Origin of the sequence: Neobacillus novalis NBRC 102450, assembly GCF_001591805.1 — a bacterium.
In the GTDB taxonomy this organism is placed as follows: Bacteria; Bacillota; Bacilli; order Bacillales; family Cytobacillaceae; genus Neobacillus; species Neobacillus novalis.
Genome location: NZ_BCVP01000010.1, coordinates 304,259 through 319,971 on the forward strand (window position 1 = coordinate 304,259; position 15,713 = coordinate 319,971).

The 15,713-nt window shown below is 38.5% G+C and carries 13 protein-coding genes; 1 reads left to right on the top strand and 12 read right to left on the bottom strand.

What is annotated here, in order from left to right; genetic code table 11:
* Positions 1-70 precede the first annotated feature (70 nt).
* From BANVL01_RS09390 to aspA, 12 genes are all read right to left on the bottom strand, one after another.
* Positions 71-271 (bottom strand): cold-shock protein, encoded by a 201-nt coding sequence (locus tag BANVL01_RS09390; RefSeq protein WP_007083969.1) that lies wholly within the window; start codon positions 269-271, stop codon positions 71-73.
* 362 nt (positions 272-633) lie between these two features.
* Positions 634-2,445, bottom strand: a complete 1,812-nt coding sequence (locus tag BANVL01_RS09395; protein ID WP_066085791.1) for a TIGR04190 family B12-binding domain/radical SAM domain protein — start codon at positions 2,443-2,445, stop codon at positions 634-636.
* Between the two features lie 159 nt (positions 2,446-2,604).
* A complete protein-coding gene (locus BANVL01_RS09400) occupies positions 2,605-2,958 on the bottom strand; it encodes an ArsR/SmtB family transcription factor (RefSeq protein WP_066085788.1) in 354 nt (117 codons plus the stop codon).
* Positions 2,959-2,981: 23 nt separating this feature from the next.
* On the bottom strand, positions 2,982-4,730 hold the full coding sequence (locus BANVL01_RS09405; protein WP_066085785.1) for a SulP family inorganic anion transporter: 1,749 nt from the start codon (positions 4,728-4,730) through the stop codon (positions 2,982-2,984).
* 308 nt (positions 4,731-5,038) lie between these two features.
* Positions 5,039-6,040 carry an ABC transporter permease subunit gene (locus tag BANVL01_RS09410; RefSeq protein ID WP_066085783.1) on the bottom strand — a complete coding sequence of 334 codons (1,002 nt, stop codon included), beginning with the start codon at positions 6,038-6,040 and terminating at the stop codon, positions 5,039-5,041.
* The gene (locus BANVL01_RS09415) at positions 6,037-6,912 is read right to left on the bottom strand and encodes an ABC transporter permease subunit (RefSeq protein ID WP_066085780.1); all 876 of its coding nucleotides are present in this window, start codon (positions 6,910-6,912) and stop codon (positions 6,037-6,039) included. Before BANVL01_RS09415 ends, BANVL01_RS09410 begins: the two co-directional genes overlap by 4 nt.
* A gap of 1,090 nt (positions 6,913-8,002) precedes the next feature.
* Entirely contained in the window at positions 8,003-9,463 is a 1,461-nt protein-coding gene (locus tag BANVL01_RS09420) for a DUF4153 domain-containing protein (protein ID WP_066085776.1), read from the bottom strand.
* Between the two features lie 70 nt (positions 9,464-9,533).
* Positions 9,534-10,172, bottom strand: coding sequence for an HAAS signaling domain-containing protein (locus BANVL01_RS09425; protein ID WP_066085774.1), 639 nt, complete (start codon positions 10,170-10,172; stop codon positions 9,534-9,536).
* Complete coding sequence (locus BANVL01_RS09430) at positions 10,153-10,500, bottom strand: PadR family transcriptional regulator (protein WP_066085769.1); 348 nt, start codon at positions 10,498-10,500, stop codon at positions 10,153-10,155. The genes BANVL01_RS09425 and BANVL01_RS09430 overlap by 20 nt, the downstream gene beginning before the upstream one ends.
* Positions 10,501-10,616: 116 nt before the next feature.
* On the bottom strand, positions 10,617-10,790 hold the full coding sequence (locus BANVL01_RS27710; RefSeq protein ID WP_169803151.1) for a hypothetical protein: 174 nt from the start codon (positions 10,788-10,790) through the stop codon (positions 10,617-10,619).
* A gap of 506 nt (positions 10,791-11,296) precedes the next feature.
* Positions 11,297-12,286 (bottom strand): VanW family protein, encoded by a 990-nt coding sequence (locus tag BANVL01_RS09435; RefSeq protein WP_066096367.1) that lies wholly within the window; start codon positions 12,284-12,286, stop codon positions 11,297-11,299.
* A gap of 416 nt (positions 12,287-12,702) precedes the next feature.
* A complete protein-coding gene (gene aspA / locus BANVL01_RS09440; protein WP_066085766.1) occupies positions 12,703-14,127 on the bottom strand; it encodes an aspartate ammonia-lyase in 1,425 nt (474 codons plus the stop codon).
* A gap of 315 nt (positions 14,128-14,442) precedes the next feature.
* Here aspA and BANVL01_RS09445 point away from each other — a divergent pair, with 315 nt between their 5' ends.
* Positions 14,443-15,573, top strand: coding sequence for a polysaccharide deacetylase family protein (locus tag BANVL01_RS09445; protein ID WP_066085763.1), 1,131 nt, complete (start codon positions 14,443-14,445; stop codon positions 15,571-15,573).
* Positions 15,574-15,713: the final 140 nt, after the last annotated feature.

Below are 15,713 nucleotides of genomic sequence, written 5' to 3' on the forward strand. Positions count from 1 at the left end.
TTTTGAAATTTAGACAACAAAAAACAGCCCGGCGCAAAAGTCCGGGCTGTTGTCATTAGTTTTTTTAAAATTACTTTTTAGTTACGTTAGCAGCTTGTGGTCCACGAGCTCCTTCAACAACTTCGAAAGATACTTCTTGACCTTCTTCTAAAGTTTTGAAACCTTCTGTTTGGATGGCAGAATAATGAACGAATACGTCGTTACCGTCTTCAGCTTCGATGAATCCGAAACCTTTTTCTGAGTTAAACCATTTAACTTTACCGTTTTTCATGTAAAAAAATCCTCCTATTGGCTTATAAACGTAAGCCATGTGTAAATTCACCAAATTACAACGTGATAGCTTTACCTTCATTTCCTTATCCAAAAATCAGTTAAAACTTTGAACAAGCTAGTAAAATATAAATCTAATCTCGTGCAACGGCTGATTAAAATTTATCATAATTTTTGCCAAAATGTCAAGGGAGGAATAAGTGACAAAAGCCTACAGAATTCTACATTTCCCCCTACTTTCGAGAGGGAATTATCCTCTAATTACGATTCATGAGCAGCCTATTAAGACACAATGTCGTATTTTTCAGTAAAATAATTGTCGATGAATTCGAAATTCGCCGATAATTACTGCCTTTTAAGTTACTATTCTTTCATCTTTCCATTTTGGGAAATGGAGGTTACAGTGATATTTCGGTCAATTTTTCCTAGCCGGCACTTTATTCCCTTAATAATGTCCTTTACTAATAATTCTAAGCCGATGTAGGTTAACGACGGGAAATCAGCAAACAGCTTTTTTACTTCCCATTTCAGTTCATTCTTCCCACAGATGCTGTGCCGATTGATTTGATCTATTTCATCTTTAATTATTGCCATCGCCGCCTTTTGTTCGTCCTGCGGTAGTAGTGCCAGTTCATCCAGCCGCTTGAGGAATTCGACTGATTTTTTAATTTTAACGGCTACCTCATCATGAACCTCCTTCGTTACGATATTATTTTTGTATTTAAATTCATTTAATTTTAAGGCGGAATCATAGGTGGCTCTAACGATGTCCGCTCTGGTCATTTTGTTCGTTTCATAGCTGAGCATGTTTTTCCAGGATGGCTGCTTCATTGCCGCCCGGAAGTCTTCAAGCTGATGGCAGAATTTTTTATAACCAAATGTTTCCGGGTGCTCAAAGGCTGGACTGCCAGGATCAAGAAATGGCGAAAGCGGTGCAACAAAATACGAAATACGCAGATCTTCACTACACTCTTTGTGAATAATTTCACAAAAATCGACATTCCTCATTGCACTATCATAATCTTGGTTAGGTATCCCTGTCATAAAGAATAAATCAATCTTGGCACAGCCATGTTTTAAGGCATATTGGAGCATTTCGATTACCTTGGCATTTGTACATGGAAGCTTACCATTATATTTACGAATATCTTCATCGGCCGATTCAAGCGTAAGCTCAATACTATATTTAGGCATTGCCTTGTTAAGGCGCTTGAAAAATTCTTCATCTGCATAATTAAACAATTCGAAAACAATTTCGTTCTTCAAGTCCATTTTTTCTAAACCGGATAAGAATTCATCCACGTACTCTTTGCCGCCCTGCCTGATATCATTTAAAAGGAAAATCGGTGCCCTGGTGAAGCGTTGAATGAACGCGATATCCTCCAGCATTTTCTTCGGCGAGCGCATCACCAGTTTTTTTCGATTACAGTTAAGCTCGTAGGCATCTTTAGAGCCGCCGCAAATTAAACAATTATACGTACACCCTTTTGAAGTTAGGATGGCCGTATTTGGGTATTGGAGCCACCCCTTGTAGGGCAATGGGTCTAACAGATTAAAATACTTGAAGACGGAGCGAATGATATAACGGTAGCCCGGTAAATTAAACTCATCCAGACTGTCAGGCACATAGGTCATCTCGTTATAATGGCAGGAATCCCCGCGTTTCCAAGTTAAATTTGGAATATCGAAGAAACTGTCATTTGATTTATTCTCAAGCTTATTCAGCAGCATCAGAATCAACTTTTCGGTTGTATCGCCGCGGATAACAAAATCGATACAAGGATAGTCAATTAATTCCTTATGAAAATAAGTGCTGGAAAGCCCCCCGAACATTACTGGCGTATCTGGGTGATATTTCTTGATGATCTTTGCCAGTTCCACGCTCCCATGGGCATGCGGCAGCCAGTGAAGATCAATGCCAAACGCCTTTGTCTTCATTTTTCTGATTTTCTTTTCGACGTCAAAATTGGGATTTAGCAGCATCCGATTAGCGATATTGATAATCTTCACTTTTAACCCAAAACGTTCAAGATAATCTCCGATGCTTGTTAATCCGATTGGGTACATTTCAAACACGGGAGAAGAGGGAACCACGTCGCTGATTGGACCGGTAAACAGCATTTCTTTGCGGAAATCATAAACCGTAGGCGGATGAAGCAATACCAAATCATACATATTCAATCACCTTCCTAATTTTTCTATATCTAGTACTACTACCTTAATAGTAGTCTATTTTTCGGGTAAAAAGCGGTTCAAATATTACAAAATAACGGCAATTACCAAAATATAACAATACCCTCTTTTTCACCTTTAATATAGAAAAAACCGAAGAATTTAATTCTTCGGCGATGTGATCAGGTCATCATCCTCTTTAAACTTATCTAATATCGTGATGGTATCAACGAGATGATTGTTAAATATTTGCCTTGCTACGGCTAACAATTCAATAATCATCGGGTCTTTTAATGTGTAGATGACTTTATTTCCTTCTTTTGTACCTGAAACAATATTCTTCGCTCTTAGAATGGTAAGTTGCTGTGAAACAGCTGACCCCTCACTGCCAACAAGGGTTTGAATTTCATTTACATTCTTATCCCCTTCTGCCAGCAGCTCTAAAATCCGAATCCGTAATGGATGGGCTAATGCTTTAAAAAACTCTGCTTTAAACCGCTGCATTTCCAAATTCAATTCATCATCACCCTTACTTATATCTAGAAGGTAGCTGTGAGTTTTTTCCTGCTTCCTTCCACCGCACCTAAAGCTGATAGTTTTTGGCATTCTCTGAACGCAAAATGTTTACAGCCGAGGCATTTATTTTTATTGATTTGCGATAGTGCATATTGGATGGCCTCTCCGGTGTGTTCAAAGAAATGGCCCTCACCAATCGCTCCATATAGCCCTGTTTTTCGCAAAACACTTTCCGGCTGTGGATTTAAACCCGATATCAATACTATACCATTTTTCGAAAAATGGTGAACAATCCGTGCTAAATTCGCTTCCCCTGTTGTATCGATAAACGGAACTCTCCCCATTCTTAGCAAAAGAACTTTTGGCCGATAATTGATCGTCTTCATAATGGTTTCCTCAAATGTTAGCGCTGCTCCAAAAAATAACGGCCCTTCGACATTAAAGATACTAATTTGTGGACAGTCATGGGTATCGGTAACCATGCCTGTCTCAACCTTTTCGTGTTTCGTATCAGGGTTGGGCAATGCCTTTTTTGTAACCATCACATCACTCATCCGTTTGGCAAACAGAATCGCTGACATGATTAGACCAACTTCGACAGCCATCGTCAAATTGACAAAAACGGTTAATAAAAACGTAACGACAAGCACAAGTGAATCGGTTGATTTTGTTTTTAAAATATGGCCAAATACTTTTCGCTCACTCATGTTCCAGGCAACTACCATGAGGATGGGGGCCATACTTGCTAATGGAATATAGGAAGCATAGGGTGCAAAAAACAATAAGACGAGTAATACCACTACCCCATGGATGATTCCCGAAAAAGGAGAAACAGCTCCGTTCTTAATGTTAGTTGCGGTCCGGGCAATCGCACCGGTCGCCGGAATTCCGCCAAATAATGGCGTAATCATATTGGCAATCCCCTGACCGACTAATTCCTTGTTGCTGTTATGCTTACTATTCGTCATCCCATCTGCGACAACGGCCGAAAGCAGGGATTCAATACCGCCAAGCATGGCAATAATGAAGGCAGGCTTGATTAGTTTAATAATTATCTCCATATTTATGTTCGGAATATGGATTTGGGGTAATGTACTTGGGATTTCACCATAAGCCGTTCCAATTGTAGCCACCTGAGTTGGGAAAAACAATGTCGCAACCAGGGTAGAAACAATTAGTCCAATAAGCGGTCCCGGAACCTTCGGCGCAATCTTTGGTGTTAGGATCACGGTTACTAAACAAATCACTGCCGTTAACACACTATAAATACTGGTTGTATTTAGATGGATAAAAATCTCTTGAATGTTTCTAATAAATTCCTCATGCTTTTTAAGTCCCTCTAAACCTAGGAAACTAGCTAATTGACCTGAAAAAATGGTGACAGCTATTCCGGTGGTGAACCCGATTGTAACCGGTCTGGGAATATATTTTATCAAGGAACCCAGTTTGAAAATTCCCATTAACAGGAGAATAACTCCAGCCATAAAACCGGCAATGAGTAAATTTTCATAGCCGTAGGTCATCACGATCCCAAACAAAATCGGAATAAATGCCCCGGTTGGCCCGCCGATTTGATACTTCGATCCGCCAAATAACGAGATGAGAATCCCGGCGACAATGGTCGTATAGATTCCATACTCCGGCTTCACTCCTGAAGCAATCGCGAATGCCATACCTAGAGGAATCGCAATGACCCCAACAATCACCCCTGCAAGGAGATCCTTTGGCAGGCTACTTAAGGAATAATGATGGAACCTTTTGTCAGTAAACATATTCACCCTTCTTATCTTATTAATTTACTATATCTGATTATTTGAATATACGATAATAGTAAATAATAAGCAAGTTTTTTCTTCAAAAATAATTTACTTGTATTTTGCGCATGTCTCGTGTTATAATAGCAAAGCGATGAGCTGAGTTGTGTAAGTCGAGAAACATTCCTTTTTGGAGCGCACTATGTGGAGTGTGGTTTTTCGCCTCAATACGCAAAAGACGTCTGTTTATACAGACGTCTTTTTTTATTGGTTCTGTTTTATCTTATAAATGCAAAAGAAAAACCGAGCATCAAAATCAGCTCGGCCTAAAGCTTTTGAACAAATTCAAATAATCCTCTTCTAGCAGTTGAGCGGGCTTCAGCCCGTGCACCCTTATTCTGCTTTTGTTTCTTCTTGACAACCTGGAAGCCATTTAAGTTTTCTTCTAATTCTTTCTTAATAAAATTGATAATAACAATCACAACAAAGTACCCAAAGACTGGACTCAAGATGGCCCATGGAGCCCGGATAATTTCGCTAAAATTCTGACCAATTAAACCGGCCCATTCATTGGATAAGGATGCCGGCTTTTCTGGAGCATCATAGCCAAAAACCCCTGCCCTGTTCCGTCCTCCCAGAAACATGCCAAATAGACCAAGCTGCATCGTAATATGGAGAGTACTAATAATCTGCTGAACAGTAAATAAAATACCATAAGAGCCAATATAGGGCCGCAAATGTTTCCTAACAATATGCAGTTTGCCTGCCCCCATTAAGAATGAGCTTTGCACAAATGACGTTTTTATTAATTCATCCGTTACATCTGATGCGAATAGGGTAACCGATGGAAAGCCAATAAAAACGAGAATCATAATTTGATAGATGACAATGGTAGAGATGGGCGCATCAGAAAAACCTCCGACAATCGGGAGCATTAAAATAATCCCAAGCAGAATCGATGGTATGTAGCGAAAAGTTAAAAAAAAGTCCTTAAAATAACTTTTTAAAAAGGGAGCCCAAAGGGACAGAATGATTCCGAAAAGCCCGCCTAGAAGCACTCTTAATACAGCGACTCCAAAAGCCGTTATTAACGTAAATTTGGCTCCATAAAGTAATAGCCAGTGTATATCCTCGCCATTTCGATTGGTTCCCAGTAAATGATTTTCCGAAGGAGGAAACGGTGCCCGGCCAATGACTGCGCCTTGATCATCTTTCACTAAAACCTGATGATTAAAATCCTTTGGTCCGTAATAAGGATATAAAATACTCATTACTAGCAGGAGAAGGAGTAAGGATGAACCAATGATTGTCTTTTTATATTTTCTCATATACTCACTGCCTCTTTCCCTTTGATAAACTTAGAAATGAACCATGCCAATGCTTCCATAACCAGGAGCGGAATGGATAACATCAATAAACAAGCAACGAGTGACGCGAAATCTCCGCCCATAAACAGGACCTTTAGAAATTGCTGCGTAAAGCCATTAATGTTAAACAAGAATTCAACAAGATAAATATTGGATAATAAAACCCAGACAATCGTTCGCAGCTGCAATATTAAAAGTGGAAAAATGTTTCTCATAATATGTACAAGTAATATTCTTAAACGACCAATTCCTTTTGCTTTCGCGTAAAGAACATATTGCTGATTTTGCTCTTCATTTATGACTTTTACTAGGAACTGTAACAATAAGAACAGCGGGAGAAACGAAACGGTCATGATTGGAACAAAATAGGGTTTGTTACCAAATACCCCATAAAGCTGTAAAAACTTTAATCCCGTTGTTTTATATAGGGTGATAACAGAAAACATAATCAAAAGAATCACTAGTAAATCTGGCACGGCCTCAAAAAAATTAATGCCGTTTTTTAAGCGATTGCTTACTTTTTCCGGTGTTAGCATAATCAAAATAGAGATGACTATGGCTAGGAAAATGATAACAATAAGGCTCCCACCAAGAATCGTCATCGTGTACTGATAACTATTGGTTATGTCTAATTCCTTAAAAAACGCTAAGTAGCTGCTATCATTCATTTGGGTTAACGATTGAAAATTTAACTTAAGACCGTCCCAAAAGGTCCTAAAATTGACAAGTACTGTATCGTTCGCACTCCCAAATACAAATGGTAACGTAAAAATAAATAGAAAACCGAAAAGGATCAAAATTATTCTAATAAGCAAGCGTAATAATCGTTTCATCTCATCCCCCATATTTTAAGAAAAGCGCAAGCACCCTGGTCAGCGGCGTATGGCCTGGAGCGCTCCAACTGAGATAAAGGAAACACGGTGAGCGCAAGCGAACCGATGTTGACTTATCGTAGGGCGGAGAGCGAAGGACACTAGCCGCTAGGGTGCTGGAGCTAGACATTTCTCAAAGTTCAATTATATAAATTCAGATATTTAAAAAAATCAGTCCTTTCTCTTTTTACCATTTAATTAGTATTTTTGCAATATTCCTAATTTATTTTTGGAAGGGAAAGTCGAAACTTAGTCTCATAAAATCGAAAAGGCCAAACCTGACCTTTTGTAATATTCTCAAATTCATTAGACGGAAACAAAGTAAATAAGTTTCACGAAATGGGAAAATCATGCAATTTAGATTAACGGGTTCGGTTTTGAGGTGCTTTTTCTTAAAATACGTGTCGACATGACAGTGGTATTGGATACGGTTCACCGTAATGCATCAAAATGAGGTTCTCTTGGATTACTGAGTGAAAACTCACCCCCTTTTAAATAAGATGTCTTGTCCTTAATCGAGTACCCAGAAAAAGTAAAATAAGAGGAGATTTTCCGGTTAAATGCAGAATGGAGCTCGTTTTGGGGTAAATAAGGGGAGATTTTCCGATTATCCCAAGCAAAATCCCCCATTTTCGAATTTTTTGAGGCAATAGGCGGAATCTCTCCGTCTATTTAAGCCTTTTTTAATAATAATTACTCATTAAGCGGAATTTCTCCGTCTATTTATCAGCTATGGTGCTTATCCTGATTCCCCAACCGATAATTGTGGACCCTCTTGATCCTAGGTACGAGAATCAGCAACTTCTTATCGCCCAGCTTATAAAGATCAAAAAACGGTACTGAAAATGACAGAAGTTTAGACCCTCTTTTTTAATTGTACAATATTTATTGTCCATCAAAATAATGATGTCATAGTTAATAGAATTTCGTAGAAACCTTGATAAATAAATAAAAAGACGTATGCCAATTCATACGTCAATTCTTGTGTCTTTTAATAACAAAGCACCTCTTCAACAGAACCAGTTAAATTTAGCTGCATTCCGTTTATTTCCTAATTTAGTTGGAGATTCAGTAATTTTTCCGTTACTTGCGCTCGTTTTAGATTATACGATTGCCAAGCATGGCTGTCTGATTTGGCTTCCTCTTGGCGCTCCAGCAAAATCGTTTGTAACTCGGGGATATGCTTATCCCTTTCATAAAGCTCGATTAATCCAAGTACACCTGTTGATGATAATTGGTTTAGGTAATGAACATCAATTTTCCCGCTGACCTCATAGCGATTCAGATTTTCTTTGACAACAATTTTGTCCAAATCAATAACCGTTATCATTGTAAAGTATATTAATGAAGAAATGAAATAGAAGTGCAACAATGACAGCTTCTCAACCCAAATTTTTACCAATGTATACGTAAAGATGACCGCGAGAAAAATCATAAAAGAATGGACGAGCACTCTGATGAAAGAAAATCCATATGCATCCTCATACAAACTTAACCGTAAAAAGGCAGAACATAACATCACCGAACTTGCCAGGACGAGTACAGTTAGCATAACTTGTGTCAATCGTTTCATGAAACTCGTTGTACGATTTACAAAGGTTAAAACAGCCACGGTTATCGACAAATTGATGAGTGTAACAAATAAAAGCTCAAAGAATCCTTTGCGGGCATATTCTGCGAAAGTAAAGTCTCCCTGCAAGGTACCGCTGAAGAAATACTTAAACTGCACAAGTGTAAATAATACATAAACCGTATTGATTAGAATTAGCACGGTTATTGTGATAATTGAATCGAGTTGAACCACTTGATGATCTGTTTGCTGCTTCATGACCTTTATTTGTTTTTTAATCAGCACCTGCATGAATCCAAAGAAGGCTGCAGTACAGAAGAGGATAATAATAAATCGGATAATCCCTTCCGTATCAAAAATATGGAACCAATCTGGGATATTGCCAATCAATCGTTCAAACTGCGTATCTGCCGACATAAGCAATCTTAAGACTATTAACAACACGGGAACGGAAATCAATACACCAATCATTACTTTTTTCCAGATGATTAATTTATCTTCAGCCACGCCTTGCTTCAAACCTTTTCCAAATAGTCCAGCAAAAGCTGCGTTATATTTAATAGCATCTAAAAGCCTTGTGAAAAAATAGCTGACAAATGCGGACTGGTTCCATTTAAAGGTTTTCGGACTCGTAACTAAGACAAGATGAAATAGAACTAAGCAAGGAATCACCAAAATATTAAGGGAGTAAAAAAACAGATTGTCATTTAAGAAATAGCTTGCCGAGAGCAGCCAAATACAGCAAATAACCAAGTACCCGATACGCTGATGGGAAAATGAAAAGCGGCGATAGCGCCACATAAATACAGAGTAGAAAGCTAAAATAAACACGAAATAGGAGATTCCAATTTTATCACGAAAAAATGCTTCCTCCGCTAAAATACCCAGAAGCAGGCACAAAACTAAAAAGAGCCAATCTAATTTCCCAATTTTCATTTCCATATTCATCCCTCTTTTAATGTAGAATTTCTATATATATAGTTTTACTAGGTATAGTTGCAAAAAAAACTGCCTATATCGAAGCTTTCCGCCCCCAGCGGTAGCCAATCCAGCTTACTGGGTAAAGGATACCGGTAAAAATGATACAAGCAATGATAAACGTTTTGGTTAATAACGGAGCGAACCATGAATGCGGTATAATTTTAAAGACGACTAATAGCATTAACAATACATTTGGAATGAGTGCAAGCAAAAATGTCTTTCTTAAGAGCCTTCTCCCACTGTGTCCGAACCCTTTGCCGATTTCGTATCCAAGCAAGGCCCAGAAGAACAAATACAAAAAGGCTAATAAGGTAGGAATCGATGCTAACTGGTTCCAAATCGCCGACAGCCACTGCCATTGATAAAGATTATGTGCCAGTGTTAATAAACTGCCTCCGCCAAAAAAGAGGATATTAAGCAGAATAAACAGCCACTTCATGTTGCTTGGGGTAACAGTCAGTTCTTCTTTCCACAAAGCGGTAATTTCCTCAGCGCTTCCCAGTCTTGAAATAATTCTATCTGTAATCTCCGCTTCATTCGTACAGTCAAAGGATTCAATAATAATTTCATCGATATGCGACTCATACTCAAAAAGGATACTCTCTTTATCCGGATGACTCCCAAGCCCATTTGCCAGTTCTTCAAGAAACCTATTCTTCGGCCGGTCCATTTTTCGTTCTCCCTATCACCTTGTTCATTACATGAACAAAGTCCCGCCATTCACGTGTTTTTTCATCTAATAATTCTTTTCCTGCCAAGGTAATCCGGTAATATTTGCGCGCTGGACCTTTCTCCTGTTCCTGCCAATAACATTCGATGTACTCTTGCTTTTCGAGTTTGTGCAGGGCAGGATACAATGTCCCCTCTTTCACGCTTAAGCCATTGTCACTGCGCTTCTCTAATTCTTTGACTAATTCATAACCATACATATCCCGCTCATTTAATAATTGCAGCAGGATTAGTGATGTACTGCCTTTTACCAATTCACGATTAAACATTTTCTCACCTACCTAGATATATTAGGTACATAGAAATTCTACACCGTCACGAATAATTTGTAAAGTCTTTTGAAAAAAATAGTGACGATTTAATCATCGTCACTGCTGATCAAATACTATTTCATTTTTTGATTGCGCTTCTGACGCTCAATGTATTGATCCCTTTCACCACCGTCAGATAACTCCTCTGAAAACTCATGTTTTGCCTCATCACTGACAAGTTTTCCTGTCTTAATTGTCTTCGGAGCTAAATTATTATTTGGCGCAGCTTGCCCATTCCATTTTCCCATCAAAATCACCTCTTTTCATATTAGTATTTGGGGTTTTCTAAGACATTATCCATTAGCAAAAATACTTGATACTCCTCACAATCATAGTGATTTTTTCATAAAATATATTATTATCAAATAGGAATTGAATGAAAAAGTGGAATGGTTTATTTCATTAATATTCCGAAATGAAATAGAAACAGACAAGTATAATAATTCCATTTTATCATCATACTAAGAAAAAAAACGTTGAGGTGAAGAAAATGGGACTACTCAACTCATTTAATCAATGGAAAGAAACAAGGTACCAAAATCATGTCTCCACAATGAAAGACCAAGGCAAATGTCCTGATTGTCAGGGTCGTGGCTACACCGTGTACCCTTATAATGAATTTGCTTACTTTAATTCCTTCGAATGCCCGAGTTGTCAAGGCAGCGGCCACTACACGGATTGGGAGGAAATGCAATAATTAAATAAATAGGACTAGTGTCAGCTATGACACTAGTCCATTTTTAATCTATCCTATTCAAGCACGCTTCTTAATAACGCTCTGATATGCTTTTGATGTTCTTACCTCTACAGTAAGTGATCCTTTTTTGACAATCGCTTTTAAGAGAATCGGTACACCCGTTGTGTTTTTAAATCTAAAATCCGGACCTCCATAGGAGACCGTCGCATCTCTTCCCGTAGGAACATAGCCAACATGGAGCGAGTGGTTATGTTTTTCAATATAACCAACAGCTAATTGATCAATCGCATTATACAAGGTAGACGAGGTCTGGCAAATTCCTCCTCCAATCCCATCTACTAATTTTCCCTCAACGGCTTCCGGTGCTGGTTGATATCCGTGTTCTGCATCACTCGGTCCTACCGTTGTATTAAACGAGAAAGAATCCTGGTTACCGAGAATCACATTATTGATGGCCTCTGCTGATAAGGCAATATTTTTAGTTCTTCCGGCTGCACCATTATTAAAATAGGTGGTAAAGGATGCGACAACAACCTCTCCCAAATTGGCTGCCTCCTCAAGGTTATAGCCACTTCCTGTAACATAGAGAGGAATTTCTACATTTCCGCCCTTTTCAGAAGTCTGAAGTACATTTTCGATTAACTCGGCTTCATCAAGAATGGTTTGGGGAGTCCCTTTTACAACCTGACCATTTACATCGAGCTTATCAAGAATCATCCGCTTGTCATATCCGGGTCTTTCTTTTGTCCCTCTAGCAAGTTCCTTTGCCCATTTGCCGATTTCGGTTTTATACTTTTCAGTATCGATGCCAAATCCAATATCCTTCGGTGTAAAAGTTTTAATAATGTCTTTCGTATTTGGGTCGATTATATTAACGATAACCGGCTTTTCTTCTATTTTCTTAGCTTCCTCCTTTTTTTCTTCCTTTTTTTGTTGCAGTTCTGATGCTTTTGCTTGGTTTTCTATCGTCGTCTGTTCAGAGCAGCCAGCTAAACCTAATAAACTACTTACCACCAATAATGAAATTGCCCAAGTAAACTTTGCCATTTTCCCCAACTATTCCCCTTTTATTGTAAACCGTATTTTCCATTTATTCTTTTAGACGTCTTCGCTTGGACTTTAGTTTCATTGAATAACCTATTCTATTCCATTTTTATTTCCATTTTCCTGCTAAAAATTTCAAATTAGTACTATTGTTTTATTTTATTTTTTCCCTAATAAATTTACTAGAAATTAAACGATGCAAAATATTGAATAAATAGTTTAATTACGTACATAGTATAGGTATGTTTGTTTAATTTTTTGGGGGTATCAAATAATGTCTGTTTTTGTCTATCAGACGTTTGTGATTAAGCAGGATAGATTTAAAGAGGGAATTGAACATTTAAAAGAGCTTAAACATGATTTATAGGACATACCTCGGATTGGTATGTCCTATAAATTGTTTTTTTGCCTTTTTCTGATTAATCTCTATCCAAAAGAGCAGAACCAGCTATTCCTGGTTTGGTCATTTCATAAATATTTAAAATAAGATCTAACTCTTCTTCAGATAGTACATCATACTTCAAGCATAATTCTCGCACGGATTTTCCAGTGACAGTTGCCTCTCTTGCTATCCGGGCCGCCACTTCATAACCTAAATGCGGATTTACGGCCGTGATGATGCCTACGCTTTTTTCTACATATTCTTTTAGCCGGAGTTCATTTGCTTCAATACCAGCGAGACAATGGTCAGTAAATGAGCGGAATCCGTTGTTCATAATACTAATCGATTGAAGCAAGTTAAAGACTAAAACAGGCTCCATAACGTTTAATTCCAGCTGACCTGCTTCAGAAGCCAGGCAGATAGTATGATCGTTTCCAATCACTTGGAAGGCTATTTGATTAATAAGTTCCGGCATGACTGGGTTCACTTTACCCGGCATAATAGATGAACCAGGCTGGCGAGCCGGAAGAGTAATCTCAGCTAGCCCTGCACGTGGACCCGAAGCCATCAGCCGGAGGTCGTTAGCTATTTTCGACATGTTCATCATACAAACTTTTAATGCCGCAGAAACTTCAGTATATGCATCCGTGTTTTGAGTAGCATCAACGAGATGCTCAGCATTGACCAATGGTAATCCACTTATTACCGCAAGTTGTTCAACGACATCTTTGATATATTTAGGGTCTGCATTTAATCCAGTCCCGACGGCTGTGGCGCCCATATTAACTTCGAACAAATGGCCATGTGAGTGTTGAATCCGTTTAATATCCCGTTCCAGCACCCGGCTGTAGGCCTCAAATTCTTGGCCAAGTCGAATTGGAACCGCATCTTGAAGATGGGTGCGCCCCATTTTAATAACGTTTTCAAATTGCTTTGCCTTGCCTTTGAAAACCTGATGCATGTCATTCATCGTCTTAAGCAATTTTTCAAGAAGCTTCAGTGTGGCAATATGTATGGCTGTAGGAAACACATCATTGGTCGATTGCGACATATTAACATGGCTATTAGGACTTAAATGCATATATGTGCCTTTTTCATGTCCGAGCAATTCAAGGCCACGGTTCGCAATCACTTCATTTGCATTCATGTTCATCGATGTCCCTGCTCCGCCTTGGATGGGATCAACAATGAATTGATCATGCCACTTTCCTTCAATAATTTCATCGGCTGCTTGACACATAACATTTCCCAGACCGCTATACAACCGCTTCGTATTCATATTTGCGATGGCAGCCGCTTTTTTAACCATTGCCAGTGCCCTGATTAACTCATCATTAATGCGATAGCCTGTTATCGGGAAATTTTCAACTGCCCTCAAGGTCTGTATGCCATAATAGGCCTCGACCGGTATCTCCTTGCTCCCTAAAAAATCTTGTTCAGTTCTTGTTGAGTCCGTAAACATCTGACTTCCACCCCTAATATTGAAAAAGATTTTACTTCCCTCAGAAATAATAACAGCTTATTCAATTCCTGTCTCCCATTTACACTATTATTTCAATATTAATACAAAAAATCAGCCCACATAAGCCGAAAGTCCCGTTTTTCCATTTGGTAATTATTACTCAAGGATACAAAAATTACAGTTCATACTTTTAAGGAAAAAATGCAACCTATTACTAATAAATAAATGGTGTCAGGCACTATTAATTATCTTTTCTTCCGCATAGGCAAATGGTATGATATTGTCCGAGATTACTATAATTCAAGGATGGATAAAATGCAGAAACTACTATATTTTGCTCTTATTTTTACATTACTATTATCCGGCTGTAGTTTGAAGGAAGCAAATGCAAACAGCCATAAAGAAGACATGCCTGCAGCAAATTCAAAAATGACGATGAAAATGAGCAAGGTATCGCCAATGATTAAAAAAATTCCCGTATTTGAGCCCCACGCAATGATTGCGATTAGCTCGATTACTTTTGATTCAACTAGGGCAGTCCTTTCAACAGTAGAAAGAAAAAGCGATGTTTCCGAAATCAATTACCATATATGGCGTATTGCTGATGGTAAAGAAGGTATAAAGATGTTCACATCTACCCAAAAGGAAAATGACTTTTCGTTCTTATTTGATATCAAGGAATTTTCGGGAGCTCGGGGTGAGTATCAGGTTGAGGCATACGAGGTAAATGAAGATGGGACTCAAGTACTGCTTGCAAAATCAAGTTTGACATTTCAACAGCATGTGCCCATTCTGATGTATCATGCGATAGATGAATATAATGGTGTGGGGTTAAAGGATTTATTCGTTACTCCTGCAAATTTCGAAGCACAAATGAGCTATTTAAAGGATAAGGGTTACACTCTTCTCACGTTTGAACGCTGGGATGAAGTCAATAAGGTAAATAAACCGATACTCGTCACTTTCGATGATGGTATGAAAAACAACCTAAATGCCTTTCGAATTCTTCAGGAATTGAAAGATGACCAGTTTCAGCCTGCAGCAACTGAATATGTCATCGCAGGCTGGATTGACAGCGGTCCCTATCGGCTGTCAACGGAGGATATAAAAGAAATGATGAATTCGGGGATTTTCTCAATCCAATCTCACACGATGTCACATGCAGATCTCCCAGAAATCACGAATTACGAGCAAGAATTGAATGCTTCCAAGGAAAAAATCGAGCAAATCACCGGTAAGCCCGTTTTTGCGATTGCTTACCCATACGGTCATTTCAATGACCAGGTCGTTGAGGAAACGAAAAAGTATTACAAATTTGCAACTACAACAAAGCCGGGACAATTTATCGAAAAAGGCCAGTCCGATGAATTCCTGCAAATGCGACGTGTACGGATATCCAACTCGACAACCATCAATCAATTCGCCGCTTTGGTGGAACCTAGATAGTAACTTAATTTTTTGTAAAAGGTGACTGATAGTGTCACCTTTTTTCTGTATATTTTTTGCCCAAATAAGGGGTAAATGGTTTTCAGGGGTACAAAAAAAATTATTTGTGACCGTGTAAGGAAAAAAAACTGCCTTCTCGG